At 60.3% G+C, this 15,487-nt stretch carries 15 protein-coding genes; 4 read left to right on the forward strand and 11 right to left on the reverse strand.

Annotation, left to right across the window (positions count from 1 at the left end; genetic code table 11):
* Window positions 1–100: 100 nt before the first annotated feature.
* A complete protein-coding gene (locus IEY47_RS06790; RefSeq protein WP_188982930.1) occupies window positions 101–613 on the forward strand; it encodes a sterol desaturase family protein in 513 nt (170 codons plus the stop codon).
* A gap of 80 nt (window positions 614–693) precedes the next feature.
* Here IEY47_RS06790 and IEY47_RS06795 read toward each other — a convergent pair whose 3' ends face one another.
* The 6 genes from IEY47_RS06795 to fni all read right to left on the reverse strand — a co-directional run bounded on the left by IEY47_RS06795 (window position 694) and on the right by fni (window position 7,671).
* Entirely contained in the window at window positions 694–1,497 is an 804-nt protein-coding gene (locus IEY47_RS06795) for an SDR family NAD(P)-dependent oxidoreductase (RefSeq protein ID WP_188982417.1), read from the reverse strand.
* Window positions 1,498–1,759: 262 nt separating this feature from the next.
* A complete protein-coding gene (crtB, locus tag IEY47_RS06800) occupies window positions 1,760–2,686 on the reverse strand; it encodes a 15-cis-phytoene synthase CrtB (protein WP_188982418.1) in 927 nt (308 codons plus the stop codon).
* The gene (locus IEY47_RS06805; protein WP_188982419.1) at window positions 2,683–4,173 is read right to left on the reverse strand and encodes a phytoene desaturase; all 1,491 of its coding nucleotides are present in this window, start codon (window positions 4,171–4,173) and stop codon (window positions 2,683–2,685) included. Before IEY47_RS06805 ends, crtB begins: the two co-directional genes overlap by 4 nt.
* Window positions 4,170–5,342: a lycopene beta-cyclase CrtY gene (gene crtY, locus IEY47_RS06810; protein ID WP_188982420.1), complete on the reverse strand. Its 1,173-nt coding sequence runs from the start codon at window positions 5,340–5,342 to the stop codon at window positions 4,170–4,172. The genes IEY47_RS06805 and crtY overlap by 4 nt, the downstream gene beginning before the upstream one ends.
* The gene (locus tag IEY47_RS06815) at window positions 5,339–6,622 is read right to left on the reverse strand and encodes a glycosyltransferase (RefSeq protein ID WP_188982421.1); all 1,284 of its coding nucleotides are present in this window, start codon (window positions 6,620–6,622) and stop codon (window positions 5,339–5,341) included. Before IEY47_RS06815 ends, crtY begins: the two co-directional genes overlap by 4 nt.
* Window positions 6,619–7,671 (reverse strand): type 2 isopentenyl-diphosphate Delta-isomerase, encoded by a 1,053-nt coding sequence (gene fni / locus IEY47_RS06820; protein WP_188982422.1) that lies wholly within the window; start codon window positions 7,669–7,671, stop codon window positions 6,619–6,621. Before fni ends, IEY47_RS06815 begins: the two co-directional genes overlap by 4 nt.
* Before the next feature lie 243 nt (window positions 7,672–7,914).
* Here fni and IEY47_RS06825 point away from each other — a divergent pair, with 243 nt between their 5' ends.
* The gene (locus IEY47_RS06825) at window positions 7,915–8,805 is read left to right on the forward strand and encodes a polyprenyl synthetase family protein (protein WP_188982423.1); all 891 of its coding nucleotides are present in this window, start codon (window positions 7,915–7,917) and stop codon (window positions 8,803–8,805) included.
* A 42-nt stretch (window positions 8,806–8,847) separates the two neighbouring features.
* Here the strand turns inward: IEY47_RS06825 and IEY47_RS06830 are convergent, their stop codons facing one another.
* From IEY47_RS06830 to IEY47_RS06835, 3 genes are all read right to left on the reverse strand, one after another.
* Window positions 8,848–9,663: an NAD-dependent protein deacetylase gene (locus IEY47_RS06830; RefSeq protein ID WP_188982424.1), complete on the reverse strand. Its 816-nt coding sequence runs from the start codon at window positions 9,661–9,663 to the stop codon at window positions 8,848–8,850.
* Between the two features lie 120 nt (window positions 9,664–9,783).
* A complete protein-coding gene (locus IEY47_RS20590; RefSeq protein WP_268240438.1) occupies window positions 9,784–9,915 on the reverse strand; it encodes a PA1414 family protein in 132 nt (43 codons plus the stop codon).
* Window positions 9,916–10,279: 364 nt separating this feature from the next.
* Window positions 10,280–10,420, reverse strand: coding sequence for a hypothetical protein (locus IEY47_RS06835; RefSeq protein ID WP_188982425.1), 141 nt, complete (start codon window positions 10,418–10,420; stop codon window positions 10,280–10,282).
* Between the two features lie 446 nt (window positions 10,421–10,866).
* Between IEY47_RS06835 and egtB the strand changes: the two genes are divergently transcribed.
* Window positions 10,867–12,171 carry an ergothioneine biosynthesis protein EgtB gene (gene egtB / locus IEY47_RS06840; protein WP_188982426.1) on the forward strand — a complete coding sequence of 435 codons (1,305 nt, stop codon included), beginning with the start codon at window positions 10,867–10,869 and terminating at the stop codon, window positions 12,169–12,171.
* A gap of 1 nt (window position 12,172) precedes the next feature.
* Window positions 12,173–13,135, forward strand: coding sequence for an L-histidine N(alpha)-methyltransferase (gene egtD / locus IEY47_RS06845; RefSeq protein ID WP_188982427.1), 963 nt, complete (start codon window positions 12,173–12,175; stop codon window positions 13,133–13,135).
* Here egtD and IEY47_RS06850 read toward each other — a convergent pair.
* Both IEY47_RS06850 and IEY47_RS06855 read right to left on the reverse strand, forming a co-directional pair.
* Window positions 13,107–13,946, reverse strand: coding sequence for a substrate-binding periplasmic protein (locus IEY47_RS06850; RefSeq protein ID WP_229779289.1), 840 nt, complete (start codon window positions 13,944–13,946; stop codon window positions 13,107–13,109). The genes egtD and IEY47_RS06850 overlap by 29 nt on opposite strands.
* Before the next feature lie 58 nt (window positions 13,947–14,004).
* Entirely contained in the window at window positions 14,005–15,363 is a 1,359-nt protein-coding gene (locus IEY47_RS06855; RefSeq protein ID WP_188982428.1) for a DEAD/DEAH box helicase, read from the reverse strand.
* Window positions 15,364–15,487: the final 124 nt, after the last annotated feature.

Consider the following 15,487-nt stretch of genomic DNA (forward strand, 5'->3'; position numbering starts at 1 on the left):
CTTGTGCACCAACGCCCCGATAAAGCGCCTTGTCAGTGTGGTTCAGGATGGGGGAACGACGCGCTATGATGCGGCAGTCCCCGAAATGACCAAGGTCACCATGTCCCCGCTGACCAATACCGTAGTGTTTCTCGCCACCCTGGCCATGATGGAAGTCGTGGCCTGGGCTGCACACAAGTACATCATGCATGGCTGGGGTTGGGGCTGGCACAAGTCTCACCACGAGCCACGCAAGGGCTGGTTTGAAAAGAACGACCTCTATGCCGTCGTTTTCGCTGGGCTCGCCATCGCGCTGATCTATCTGGGAACCCAAGGCTGGCATCCGCTGGAATGGATCGGCGCTGGCATGACGGGTTACGGGCTGCTCTATTTCATCGCGCACGACGGTCTGGTGCATCACCGTTGGCCGCTGCGCTACGTGCCGCGGAGCGGTTACCTCAAACGCCTATACCAGGCTCACCGTATGCACCACGCGGTGGACGGCAAGGACGGTTGCGTGTCCTTCGGGTTCCTCTGGGCGCCATCGGTAGAGACGCTGAAGAAACAGTTGCGGGCGATTCACGGCGGCTCACTACAAGGGCGCCGGGACAGGGAGAGTTCACCAGAGAGATGAGCCTTCTGTGGGAGCGGGCAGTACCCGCAGCTCGCGGGCATGGCCTACTCCCACGGAGACAAACGGGCGAGCACGGTTTCTTAGTTCTGCACTGCCTGCACTGACCCACCATCGACACGAATATTGCTGCCATTGATGAACGAGGCCCGCTCTGACACCAGCAGCGCTATTGCTGCCGCCACTTCGTGAGCTTGCCCCCTACGCTGCTGCACGATTCCTGGGCGCTCTTCCTCTAGAAAGCTCTTCACCGCCTCCTCGATGGAAACCCCCATCTGCTGTGCGCGCTGCTTCATCATGCCGTCGGTCATGCCCGTTTCAATGAATGCCGGTGCCACCGTATTGCATAGCACACCGTAGGTCGCTTCCTTGTAGGAAAGATTCTTGATGAATGCGGCGAGCCCTGCTTTCGCGACGTTGTAAACCGCCTCCTCCCAATACGGCTGGACAGCGTTTTCGGAGGTAATGCAGACGAAGCGGCCCCACTTGCGCTGGCGCATCGCAGGGATGGTCGCCCTTGCAACGCGAACGGCCGAGAAGAAGTCGGTTTCCCAGGCTTCCAAATAGTCCGCATCTGACAACTCGAGCGGGTCACCCTTCGCACCGGTGACGCCCGCCGTGTGAATGACGATGTCGATCTTGCCGTAGTGTGCAATCGCCTTGGCCACCAGCCCATCTACCTGATCCTGACGCGTCATATCTGCGGCAACCGCAAACGAGCAACCGCGTAATTCATCGCACTCACGAGCAACGTTCAATTGCCCCTCGTCGAGATCGGTGAGCGCCAGTTTTACACCCTCTTCGGCCAGCAACTTCGCCGTCGCCAAACCAATGCCACCACTCGCGCCAGTGATAAGCGCGACGCGCCCTTCGATGCCCAGGTTCATGTACACCTCATGTGTCGGTAAGAACTGATGCGGTTGACCGTTCGCAACTCGCCATTACGTTCGTGGGCCGACAAGGTGTAGCGAAGTGTTCCACTGAAAAGAATATCGATCAGATTGGTACGCGTTCTGTGTAGGGGCCAGCCCGGCTGCGTTCAGCTTGCTGGCGATCCGGTAGCGGCAGAACATTCCGTCTTGCCTGATCGAACGCGATCGCCAGCAAGCTGGCTCCTACAGGTTTTCCCGCGAACTTACTGACAGGTTCCTACCGCGGCCTCTGCCACAACCCCGGCGAACGCGGTTCGGCATTCGCACCGCGCGATGCCAACGCGGTGCCGGCTGCCTCGGTCAGCAGCCGAAGCTTGTCTAGCTTCGACGTTGACACTCGCTCGTCCCAGGCCGTTGCACCGCGGGCTTTGACCTTGACACCGATCTCTCGATAGACGCCGCGCGCCGTGGCGATCGCCCAGGCAGAACGCACCGGAAGCGCGCTGATGCCAATACGCGCTGACGCGTAATACGGCTCTGCTGCTTCGACGAGCCGGGCCGCCAGCGTCGCCAGCGCTGCTCGGTGTCGGCGATCGGCGATTGCGTCCTGCGGAATGCCCGCCTCGTCCAGCCATTGCGACGGTAGATAGCAGCGCCCTATTTCCGCGTCCTCGACGAGGTCACGTGCGATGTTGGTGAGCTGGAAAGCCAGTCCCAGATCGCACGCTCGGTCGAGGGTCGCCTCATCCTTCGTGCCCATGATCATGGCCATCATAACGCCGACGACGCCCGCCACGTGGTAGCAGTACTCCAGCGTATCGTCGAGCGTTACGTATCGACGATCGTGGACGTCCATCGCGAAGCCTTCGAGATGCTGAAGAGGAAAACGCTTGGGAATCCCGTGAACAGTCGTCACTTCCTGCAAGGCCGCGAACGCTGGATCCGACATGGGCTCGCCTGCGTACGCGCTGTTCGTCGCGCTGAACAGTTCCGCCAAGCGTTGCTCGCTATCAGCCCGATCGCCCTGCGTCTGGCCGAATCCGGAGGTTTGCCCGTCGACGACGTCATCACAGTGACGGCACCACGCGTAGAGCATCACCGCGCTACGCCGGGTAAGCGGATCGAACAGCTTGGACGCGGTCGCAAAGCTCTTGGACCCGACCTCGATCGAGCGGGTGGCATGCTCCAGCAGCGCCTCGCTCATCCGCGGGCCTCACTCAGCATCAAACCCGCGGTCGCTTTTGCCGAACCCACCACCCCGGGAATGCCTGCGCCGGGATGGGTGCCTGCGCCAACCAGATAAAGATTGGGAATCGTCGTGTCGCGGTTGTGCGGCCTGAACCAGGCGCTTTGCGTCAGGATGGGCTCCAGCGAGAAGGCGGAGCCATGGTGCGCATTGAGCTCATCGCGGAAGTCGAACGGCGTGATGAATCGGCTCGTGACCAGATCACGGCGCAGATCCGGAATGTAATGCTGTTCCAGATAATCGAAGATGCGATCGCGATAGCGAGGCCCCTCGACGGTCCAGTCGATTTCTGCATTTCCGAGGTGCGGGACCGGCGCTAACACATAGTGAGATCCACAGCCGGGCGGTGCCAGCGAAGGGTCCGTTGCGCACGGTGCATGCAGATACAGTGAGAAATCGTCAGCGAGCGTGTCGTGATTGAAAATCTCCTCGATCAGCCCGCGGTAACGCTGACCGAAGCACACGGTGTGATGCCGCAGCTGTTCGTGGCGTTTGCTCAGACCGAAGTAGAGAACGAACAGCGACATGCTGAACCGCTTGCGTTTCAACGCCTCCCCTTGCCGCACACCGCGTGGATGATGACCGAGCAACTTCGCATAGGTGTGCACGACATCCGCATTGGACGCCACCATGTCCACTGCAAATTGACGTCCGTCCGCCAACTGCACGGTACGCGCGCGGCCTTCCTGCACGTCGATGCGAGAGACCTCGGCATTCAATTCGACGCGTCCACCGAGATCCTCGAAGAGTTTGATCATGCCCTTGATCAGCGCGCCGGTACCGCCCCGGGGGAACCATACGCCCCACTCCCGCTCCAGGGCATGAATGAGCGTATAGATGGAAGACGTCGCGAACGGGTTGCCTCCCACGAGCAGCGAATGAAAGGAAAAGGCCTGGCGCAGCTGCTCGTTTTCGATGAAGCGCGACACCATGCCATAGACGCTCGTCCACGCTTGCAACCGGGCCAGCTGTGGTCCGGCTTGCAACATGTCGCGGAAAGACAGGAACGGCACTGCGCCGAGCTTTAGATAACCCTCTTCGAACACCGCTTTGGAGTAGGCCAGAAAGCGTCGATAGCCTTCGACATCCGCTGGATTGCGCGCGTGAATTTGCCGGTCCAGTGCATCCTGATCGTTGGCATAGTCGAAGTAGGAGCCGTCTTCCCAGCAGAGACGGTAGAACGGATTCACTGGGAGCAACTCGACGTAATCGGACATCTTTCTGCCGGCGAGGGTGAACAGCTCCTCAAGCGCCGAAGGATCAGTGATGACCGTGGGGCCGGCGTCGAAGACGAAGCCGTGATCCTCATACACATACGCGCGCCCACCGGCCTTGTCGCGCTTCTCCAGCAACGTCGTCTGGTGGCCGCCGGCCTGCAACCGAATGGCGAGCGCGATACCACCGAAACCCGCACCGATCACTACGGCGCGTTTGGGTTGGGTCATCTGGACTTCCTTATGCGATGGGGATCGGTCTGCTGCATGGCGACCCATGCTTCGCCGATCGGAACCGGCGGTTTACCGGAAAGGATACGCAGCTTGTCGAAGACTGTAAGTCGCCCTGCGTAGAAGCGTTCGATCAGCCCCTCGGACAAACCGTAGAAACGTTGCATCACCCGCCACCGATCGCTAGGGCGACCGGCCATGAACAACATGCGGTTGAGCAATCGAAAGAAACCTTGCGCCTGCCAGCTTTCCGACGCGAACCCATGTACAGCTGAGTACACGGCCGGCGCGTCGAACTCGGGCAATGCAGCGATCCGCTCCGCGAGTCTGACAGCGTGGGGGAGCGAATAGCCCGTGGTCGCGTGAAAAAGCCCTGCGCTCAATCCAGCATGGGGCTGCCCCTGCGTCTGCGCCCAGAACGCGTCGATATCGCCGGCAAGCGTGATTGGCAAAACGCCCTGCTCTTCGCGAAGAACCTCTGCAATCTCCCAACCTTGCTGGCGCGCATAAGCCTCGATATGCACTCTGAGCGTCGCATCGTCGAGGTGGGCGGAATCCACGTAATGCGTGTCTTCGATCAGCAACACATCGGGCGCGAATGGCAAAACGTAGACGAAGCGATAGCCCTCCCCCTGTGCCACGCTTGCATCCATGACGATGGGCACAGTGAGCCCATGGGGCGTTCGGGTTCTGATGACCTGTCCGAGAAATGCCTGGTAGCCCAACGCAACATGGTCGCTCGAGCGCGGGCCTCGGCCATCGATCACCGCAGCCGCTTCGAGCACGCGGCCGTCGGCCAAGGTCACGCGTGTTGGGGCGACCTCCACGACCGTCGTATTACAAAGCAACGTATCACCCAAAATGTCTTGCAGGTGCTGCGCGAAATCCTCTGCAAGGATCGACGCATATCCGGTGTCCAGACGGCGCGTACGTTCGGGAAAGCGCACGCAGTAAGCAGGCCAGCGGTGCTTCACCAATGGGTCCAGCCAGCGGTGCTGCGCGTGGTTCAGATCGCCGTCGTGAAATGACCAGGTATGGTTGCCGCCTGGAACGGGGTCGCTTTCCAACACCAGCATTCGCAGGTCAGGACGCGCCTCACGTATGCGCAACGCGATCAGCCCGTTCGCCAACCCGGCGCCGACCAGAATGAGGTCGTAACGGTCTGTCATATAGCCGCCTCGATGCGCCGCACGGGTGCACCTAAAACCGTTGCCTCGACGATATCGGCCGCACGCGCCGTGCCGCCCGCCTCTCTCACCGCATTTCCTAACACCGCTGCCCGCATGGCAAACGTCCGCTCGGCCAGCAGTCGCTCCAGATGCTTTCCGATACGCTGCGCACTCGCGAAATGGACCGAGATTTTCAGGCCGCTGCCGGAATGCACCACCCGCGATGCCACGCCGGGTTGATCAAAGGCAATGGGCATCGCCAGGATCGGGGTCGCTGCGACGAACGCATCCATCACCGTGTTCAGTCCGGCGTGGGAGATCACCGCGTCCGCCCGCGCCAGCGCCGCCTGCTGAGGTGCGAAGTCGGTCACCCAAATACTTCCCGGCACGCTCAAGGCATCCGCCTGCGTCGTACTTAACCCACCGCAGTGAGCAAGCAACAGCTGGACATCCAACCGCCGACACGCGTCGACGATTTTGCGAAAGACGTTATAGCGCTGGCCTTGCAAGGTCCCCAACGAGGCGAACACGAAGGGACGATCCTGACGAAGATCCAGTTCGAGCGACGTGTCTGACGCAGACGACCGCAATGGGCCGACCGCATGAAAATGAGCGGGAGGCTGTTGTCTGGGAAAGTCGAACGCAGCGACGGTCTGGCTGATCTGCGCCTGTGGCGACAAGCATTCGTGAAGCGCTCCGCGGACCGGCAACCCGAACGCCCGCGAGTGGCGTTCGATGACCCGGCGATGCGGCGCCATGATCAGGTCATAAATGCGCGCGCTGGTTTCATAAAGACGGTCGGCCCGCGCGCCCTGAGAGAAACTCCAGGGCATGACGGGCAGCGGCAGGCCGGGCTCTCGATTGACCGGCAGCGCGCAGGCGACGGACACATACGGCATCCCCACCGCTTCAGCGACGAGCCCACCTGCGGCCTCCATCTGGTCACCTACCAACGCGTCCACACGGTGCCGCTCCAGCGCGGCAGGTAGCTCACGGCAGAGCATGTCCGTCGTCAATGCCAGATCGTCGATTACGCGCTTCAATCCGAAGGGGCCGCCAGGGCTGGCTGCACGTCGTAGGGATTGCGCCAGCGAGCCTGACGGGTGCGTCGAACCGCCCAACGGCACGAACCCTATACGGGGATCGCGGAGTAAGCCTGCGGCGTCCGCCTGGTGGAAAAACGTCGCGCGATGCCCTCGCGCAATGAGCGTCAGTGCCAGGGCTTGCAGCGCACTGAAATGGCTAGGGAACGCCGGGGCGATGAATCCAAAGTGCATCATGGAAGGCGGACCGTCGCCGGTGCGCACGTCACCATCGGCGCCACGCGCAATGCGTCGAGGCTGGCCGAGCCAGTGCAGAAGCAAGCCACCCGAAGCTGCCGAGTAATCACCGAGAAATGCTCCACAACCGCCTCGGTGGAATCCACCGCGCTCGCCAGCACCGAAGCCGCCTGGCCGACGATATCGGCACCGAGGCGAATGGCCTTTGCCGCGTCCACGCCATCGCGGACGCCACCCGACGCGATCAGGGTCGTTGCGGGTAATACCTCACGCGCAGCAATAAGCGCGCGCGCAGTCGGTATCCCCCAACTGCCAAACGCCATGGCCACGGCGCGATCAGCAGGATCTTTGGCACGCTCGCCCTCCACCGCAGCCCAACTGGTACCGCCTGCGCCTGCGACATCGATGACGGAGACGCCGACGTCCACAAGTGCGCGGGCAACAGCCGGGGACAAACCGGCACCGACTTCCTTGACCACCACGGGCACGGACAATCGTTGTACCAACCCAGCAATGGCTTCCAGCACGCCTCGCCAGTCACGATCACCGCCGACCTGCACCGCCTCCTGAAGCGGATTGAGATGAACGATCAACGCGTCCGCTTCGATCATGTCGACTGCGCGCTGGGCCAGATCGACGCCTTGCGACAGCACTTGCGCAGCGCCTAGGTTCGCGAGGATCGGAACATCCGGTGCGAGTCCTCGCAGTTCGCGCGTGAGGCCGTAGTTCGAGTCGGTTTCCAGCGCGACACGTTGCGACCCCACGGCCAGCGCAATGCCAAGTGCTTGCGCCGCCTCTGCAAGGTGATGATTGATACGGGATGCACGCGCGGCGCCACCCGTCATGGAGCTGATCAGCAAAGGGGCCTGCAGGGGGCGATCGAACAATTGCGTGCGAAGGTCGATCGCATCGAAGTCCAACTCCGGCAATGCGCAGTGCTCGAAGGTGTAAGCCGCAAATCCTGTTTGAGAAAGCACGCCCGCACGGTCGGCATCCAGAACGATGTCGAGGTGATCGTTCTTCCGGCTCACCAGCTGGGCTTTCTCCATGAATCACTCCTGAACAAGGGATTTTTCGCCGACTCTGCTGTCCCTTTGATTAAGCCGACAGCCTTGTACAACTCTTGTACAACGATGTCGCGTAACGTTCTATAAGGCAACTCGTGGCCCGCGCCGTTCCCTCTGTGGCACTCTTCGAAGCATTTTCGAATCGATAGCGGGATGCGACGTCATGACTAATAGACTGGAAGCGCCCCTAGCGATAGGCGCAACGCCCAACGGAGAATGGCCCGCATGACAACACTCGTATCCGCCGTGGCCGCCCCAGACCTCGTGGGCTCATTGCGTCATACGCTGAACAAGCGGCTTGAGGAAGTGCTACCAAGCCCCGCGGACGATCGAGATCTCGTGTGCTTGGCGATGCGCGAGAGCACCTTGGCGCCCGGCAAGCGCATTCGCCCCATGCTGATGATCCTGGCCGCACGCGACCTGGGATACGACGGATCCGAGTTGTTCGACCTCGGCTGCGCGGTCGAGATGATTCATTCCGCGTCGCTGATACTTGATGACATGCCGTGCATGGATAACGCAGCGCTGCGGCGCGGTCGCCCAACGATCCATCGCCATTTCGGCGAAGACGTCGCCGTTCTAGCGGCCGTTGCGCTGCTCAGCCACGCCTTTCGGGTAGTCGCATCGTTGCCGAATGTTGCGCCGCCCCTGCGCAATCGCTTGGTGGCCAGCCTTGCCGATGTGGTCGGAACGCAGGGACTGGTGCGAGGCCAGTACAAGGATCTGCGTGAAGGCAACGGCGCGCGCCGCGCGGAAGACATCATCGATACGAACGAGCTCAAAACGGGTGTGCTTTTCGGCACCGCATTGGAAATTGCCGGATTGGTCGCGGGCGCGTCGGACGAAGTTCGCCAGTCGCTGAGGAATTTTGCCGTTGAGCTAGGCCAGGCCTTCCAGCTTTATGACGACTTACAGGACCGCCGTGACAGCAGCTCGACCGGCAAAGACACCTGCAAGGATGACGGTAAATCGACCCTATTGGCTCTACTGGGCACAGATGAAGTACGGCGTCGGCTGCATGCGCACATGAACGCTGCCAATGCCGAGCTCACGCACGTGTACGGGCCTGGGAACACAATCAGCCAATACCTCGGCACCCTATTCCATATCGCGTGAACCCACGCCACCGGGAACTGGATAGCCCCCGCGGAGCACGCTTTACGTCACCAGGTTGCAAAGCAACGGCAACGCGCGCTCACAGGGGATGTCGATCTTCAGTGCAATCAACTCGTCTGCCCGCGTCTTACCATGATTGATCGCAAATATCGGCTTGCCGGCTCGATGCGCTGCCTGGCATAGCCGGAATGCGGAAAAGGCCATCAAGGACGAGCCGACGACAAGCAATGCATCCGCTGCCTGAACCCGTGCCATCGCGGCGGTCGCGTCATTTGCAGCAACGTTCTCACCGAAAAACACTACATCCGGTTTGAGTCGTTCTCCACTGCACCTGGGGCAGAGGGGTAGCACGAAGCCCTCTAGAAACTCTGCCGCAACCTGGGCATCGCCGTCCGGGGCGAGCACCACTTCGATGTCACGCAGATCGGGATTTTGCGCTTCTAGCCGGGTCTGGATATCGGCACGGGAAAAGGTACCGGCGCAGTCCAAGCAGCGCACTCGATGCAGGTTGCCATGCAAATCAACGACATCCGGGCTGCCGGCGGCGCTGTGCAACCCGTCAACATTCTGGGTGATCACACCTGCTAATTTGCCGTGTGCCTGCAAATCCGCCAGGGAACGATGCGCGGCATTAGGATTCGCCGCTGCTACGGTCGGCCAACCCCGCATACTGCGCGCCCAGTAACGCTTTCGCGCAGAGATCGCGGATACAAATTCCTGAAACATCATCGGCGCGCGTCCACGCCGGACACCGTTGCTGTCCCTATAGTCAGGTATGCCTGAAGCCGTACTGATACCTGCACCGCTCAATACCGCTACCCTCGCATCAGTAAGCCATTCGGCCACCGGCGCGAGCACTGAACTGACCTCGACGTCATTGGGTAATGAAGGTGCGATGGAACATCCTCCGTCGGCTTCAAGCGTGGCGGCAGAATGACCGCATGGCCACGCTCGAAAAGCGGCGCTGCCGCCAGGGCATTAACGGCGGCGCTGTTGAGCCAGGCGCTGCTGTTCGTTGCTACGTACGGGGATGGGCTGCAACTTGGGTATTTCGATCAGCCCTAGGGCAACACCGACTTGCCAGATGAAACGTTCGACACGTGCTTTCATGGGTAGCCTCCTACTCGACTACAGGCAAACGGCCAGAAGACCGTCAGCAGAGATTACGCTCGTCACGCCTAAATGTATCGACCGCTGACGCCAAATACTTTAATCGGCTATCCGGTTCTACCCCGGAGCCGCAAGCCCGATCAAGTATCCAGCGTGTAACGTACGTAAGCCTTGCGGCGCAGAGCAAGGCTGCATCTGCAACCGTCGCATGCGGCGTTTTCTATAGGCTCTAAGAAGTCGACCGGAAGGATTCGCCGATAGTTTCGCGCACTCGACGCCGTGCAGCGTAACGAGCTGCTGTCAACGAAGACAATGTCTATGCACAGCGCCGCCGTATAGCGGTAACCCTGGCCGCTGGCTGGGATCAGCTGAAGATTGAAAGGATGCAGGCAATCAACAGCAGTCCGAAGAAAGGCAGCAATGACAGGCGCGAGACGTTCGATGGCGGCGCAGGATTCCGCTCGTCTCCCACGTAATTGCGGGCAAATGGATCACTGAATTTCATATGACGTTCCCTCGACAGGGGGCAGACCGCGCATTCGCCGCTGAACGACAGACGACGGTGGCCGATTGCCCCAGATTTCCTCGTGACACCCGCGGATCAGATAACCAAGCCAATCCATAAGTTCACTCGCGTAATGGCGCTTTGCCTTTCGTCATGCCTCAAAGCCACTACCTCGAAAAACCGCCCTTGGTCGAAAACGTGAAACTTCCAAAAATTCGGTGAGTCGGTTCGTTTAGAGCGCGCTGCACCGTAACGCTATCGGTGTCGGCGTGGCTGAAAGGTTGTCGCTGGCTGCAGAATCGCACTGAACGCGCCTGGTACGCGCTTCTCCAACGCATGGCAGGGACTACTCCTCTGCCACGTTTCGAGCGGCAACGCTGGTCAGATGTGCGTCTGCAGGTCACCGTCCGCACTGACCTACCGACCTGCCAACAGGAGGCAGCCGCATGTCGAACTTGGCCATGCAGCCACTGGATTCCTATTCGTCCGAAGACAGCGAACAGACGCTCTTCGACCTCTACCAACAAGTGCGTACGGCAAGCGAGGCCATCTGCGCTCCGCTCGAGACCGAAGACTATGGCATCCAGACGATGCCGGATGTCAGCCCGCCTAAATGGCATATCGCCCACGTCACCTGGTTCTTCGAAGCATTCGTGCTCAAACCCTATCTCAAGGGATACCGGCCGATCGACGACGCCTACGACTATCTTTTCAACTCTTACTACCAGACCCATGGCGTGCCCTACCCTCGGGCGCAACGCGGCTTGCTTTCCCGGCCCGGCGTGGAAAACGTCTATCAGTTTCGTCAGCACGTCGATATCGCAATAGCGGACCTACTCAGCAATGCGCCTGCGGAACATGCAGAAGAAATCTGCCGGCGGATGAGGCTCGGTCTTCACCACGAACAACAGCATCAAGAACTGCTGGTGATGGACATCAAGCACATCCTTGCGCACAACCCGCTCAATCCGGTCTACCGCACCGACCTGCGGACACCCACCGAAATGCGGGCCGAAGACTTGCGCTGGCAGTCCTTCCCCGGTGGTATCCATGAAATTGGCTTAAGCGACCCTTCCGCGTTTGGTTTCGATAACGAACGGCCTCGCCATCGACGTTTTCTCGAGGCCTTCGCGCTTGCCAATCGTCCGGTCACCAACGGTGAATACCTCACGTTCATCACCGATGGTGGCTATGCCCGTTCGGAACTTTGGTTGGCGGACGGCTGGTCACGCATCAACGCCGAAGGCTGGAACGCTCCGCTTTACTGGCGGCGTCAGGACGACGGCTGGTACGAGATGACGTTGGGCGGCATGCGTCGCCTGGACCCTAACGCACCGGTCTGCCATGTCAGCTACTACGAAGCAGATGCCTATGCGCGCTGGGCCGGCGCACGGCTGCCTACCGAAGCCGAATGGGAAGTTGCCGCCGAGGGCAGACAGGTTCGAGGTAATTTTCTGGAAGCCGACTATCTGCAACCGGTAGTTGATCAATTCTTCGATGAAGACGAGCCGTTGCAGCTGTTTGGAGACGTGTGGGAGTGGACATCGGATGCATATGGCGCCTATCCCGGCTTTAAGCCGCTCGACGGCACGCTAGGCGAATACAACGGCAAATTCATGTCGGGCCAGATGGTGCTACGGGGCGGTTGCTGTGCGACCCCGGAGAGCCACATGCGACTGACCTATCGCAACTTCTTTTATCCGCACATGCGCTGGCAGTTCGCTGGCCTGCGCCTTGCCAAGGACGTCTGACATGGCCCTCGCGATCCGTTTCCACGACCAGCGCCCGCTCGAAGCCAATGATTCGCTTCGGGAAGAGGCGCTATCTGGCTTTGCACACTCCCCCAAATCGATATCGCCCAAGTTTTTCTACGACCGGCGCGGATCGGAGCTTTTCGAACAAATCTGCAAGCAGCCCGAGTACTACCCGACGCGCACCGAAGAAATGATCCTCAGCCAAGCCGCCAACGACATTTCCGATATTGCAGGTGCCCATGCAAATCTCATCGAACTGGGTAGCGGCGCAAGCAAGAAAGTACGTCTGTTGCTCGAAGCGATGAGGCCAGCGAGCTACCTCGGCATCGATATCAGCGAGGATTTTCTGCTCAGCAGCACACGCCGGCTGGCGGCGGACTATCCGTGGCTGGACGTCCAGGCCGCCTGCGCGGATTTTTCGCAACCCATGAGTCTGCCGGGGGAATTCGAAAGCGAGCGCTCAGTCGCCTTCTTTCCGGGGTCGAGCATTGGCAACTTCACCCCCGACGAAGCGCTGGCCTTTCTGCACAACCTGAATGCGCTGCTACCTGCAGGTGGCGGCCTTTTGGTCGGTGTGGACCTGGTAAAAGACAAGCAAGTACTGGAAGCGGCTTACAACGATGAGGCAGGGGTCACCGCCGCGTTCAACCTCAATGTCCTGGAGCGGATACGCGCCGAGCTGGACAGCAATATCGACCCGCAACGCTTCGTTCATCATGCCTTTTTCAATGAACAGGCCTCCCGCATCGAAATGCACCTGATCAGCACCGACGCGCAGGACGTGGACATCGAGGGCGAACGCTTTCACTTCGATCGTGGTGAAAGCCTGCATACCGAAAACTCGTACAAATACACACCCGAAGGTTTCCGATCACTCGCAGGCAAGGCAGGATTCAAAGCCATCGCCATGTGGACGGATCCAGCGCACCTGTTCAGCGTTCACTACCTGCAGCGGATCTGACCGCACCGTTCACCACGTGCGTAACGCCGGACAGCGCCTTCTCGGGCTCGTCCGCCGCGTAACGCTCTTCGATAGCCGCGTATTCGCCGCTGGCGCGCACCGCCGCGAGCCCCCGGTTGAAGCGGTCACGCAACTCGGCGTCGCGAAATCCGATCCGATAGGGTGTTCGGGGAAAAATCGGATAGACCGTGATCGGTTGCGACACATCGACTTCGGCACTCGCTTGCTTGCTCAATTGCTCGTGGATACGAATGTCCGCGACTACCACATCGACTCGCCCGGAGTACAACAGCCGCGATCTGGTGATTTGCCGGGGTTCCTCGCGATAACGGGGGTTGGCGGCGGCCATCTTTGCATATGCCCCCCCTAACAGGCGCCGAGCACTTTGGAACGAACTCACCGACAGGTTCGACAAGTCCTCGATGCATTCGACCACAAGCCCTCGGGACGCAAGCGCGATGGCCACATTTTGGTAGTACAGCACTACATCCGAGTAGGCGACGTTGCTAAGACCACTTTGGATGTTGGTACTGGCAATTGCATCCAGTTCCCCATGCTCGAGCGTCAGGTGTAACCGGTCGATTGGTAGATGGCGCACATTCAGAGAAATCCCGGCCTCGCGCATGGCCGCCTGAACGATGTCGTACTCCAGCCCGCGACCTTCGTTTTCGTAAACGTAGGGAGGCTTATCGGTACCGAAGCCGAATTCGATCGTTTCCGCCACGGCCACAGGTGCCACGAGCAGAGGCGCTACACAGACGATACAGCGCAGGCGCGACATCACGGTCGCGCCCATTGAACAGCGAATCACGTTGCGTTACTCCGAAAAGAACGTGTTCACCTTCCTTGCACGTTACTAAAAGCGTGAATCAGGCCTCGGGCTTGCGACGCTTCAGGGGCGCCAAACCATCGTCGCTCACGAGCGAGGAAGCAGGTTTCGCTGCAGGCTTTCGCCGTGGCTTCGTAGTCGTCTTGGTAGCTGTCGCGGGCTTGTCGCCTTTCTTTTTCTTGACGCCAGCAGCTTTGCCGGATGCCTTGAGTTTTTTCGGCCCCTGATAGCTGCCCTTGAGTTCTTTGATCGTGCGGCGCTCGAATCGTTGCTTGAGATAACGCTCGATGCTCGACATCAGGTTCCAGTCGGTATGGCAGATCAACGAAATCGCCAATCCTTCCGCGCCGGCGCGGCCGGTACGGCCGATGCGGTGAACGTACTCGTCGCCGGAGTGAGGCATGTCGAAGTTGATGACCAGGTCGAGCCCTTCGATATCCAAGCCGCGGGCCGCAACGTCGGTCGCCACCAAGATACGGTTAGTGCCCTGGCGAAACCGGTCGATGGCGTGCTTGCGGTCCTTCTGGTCCTTGTCTCCGTGGAGTACGAAGGCTTTGAAATCCGCCGCGATCAGATGGCCGTACAGCCGATCCACCGCTGCGCGCGTATTGCAGAACACAATGGCTTTGCCGAAGGTTTCATTGCTCAGCAGCCACTGCGTCAAACGCTCCTTGTGACCGGGATCGTCGGCCGTGATGATCTGCTGCCGCGTGCCTTCGTTGAGGTCGGCAACGCCATTCAGGTGCAGCCGTACCGGATCCCGTAGCACCTTGGCGACCACATCGCGTAGCGCGGCACCACCGGTGGTGGCGGAGAACAACAAGGTCTGAGCCCGGTTGGACGCCTCGTTCGCCAAGCGCTGGACGTCATCGGCAAACCCCATGTCCAGCATCCGGTCAGCTTCATCGAGGATGAGCACTTCCACGTCTTTCAGGTCCAGATGCCCGGCATCCAGATGCTCGATCATGCGGCCAGGGGTCGCGATGAGGACATCCGGCACCTTGCGGAGCAATGCCGCTTGTTCCTTGAAATTCTCGCCACCGGTCACGAGCCCCGCCTTGAGGAAGGTGTAGGTCGAGAAGCGTTCGACTTCCTTCAAGGTCTGCTGCGCCAACTCGCGCGTGGGTAGAAGAATGAGCGAACGAATCGCCACGCGCTTCCCTGCGTTCTGCAGCAAGCGGTGCAGCAGAGGAAGCACGAAAGCCGCTGTTTTGCCGCTCCCGGTCCGGGCCGTCACCCGCAAGTCGCGCCCCTCCAATGCAGGCGGGATGGCGGCGGCTTGCACAGGCGTGGGCTCGCTGAATTTCAGCTCGTCTACGGCTTTGAGCAAACGGTCATGCAGGGCGAAATCGGCGAACACGTGGAAACCTCTAGGAGAACGGCGGATTACAGGCTGCATAGCCTACCGGTAACCCGCGCGAAACTCGATTGCCATCTGCCAGGCAACGGCGCCCGCCTTTGGTATGGGGCTGATCGAGACTTACGTAAATGGCACTTGAAGCGGTGCGCACGTGAAAGCGCCT

It is taken from the genome of Pseudomonas matsuisoli (assembly GCF_014647635.1).
GTDB classification, from domain to species: domain Bacteria; phylum Pseudomonadota; class Gammaproteobacteria; order Pseudomonadales; family Pseudomonadaceae; genus Pseudomonas_P; species Pseudomonas_P matsuisoli.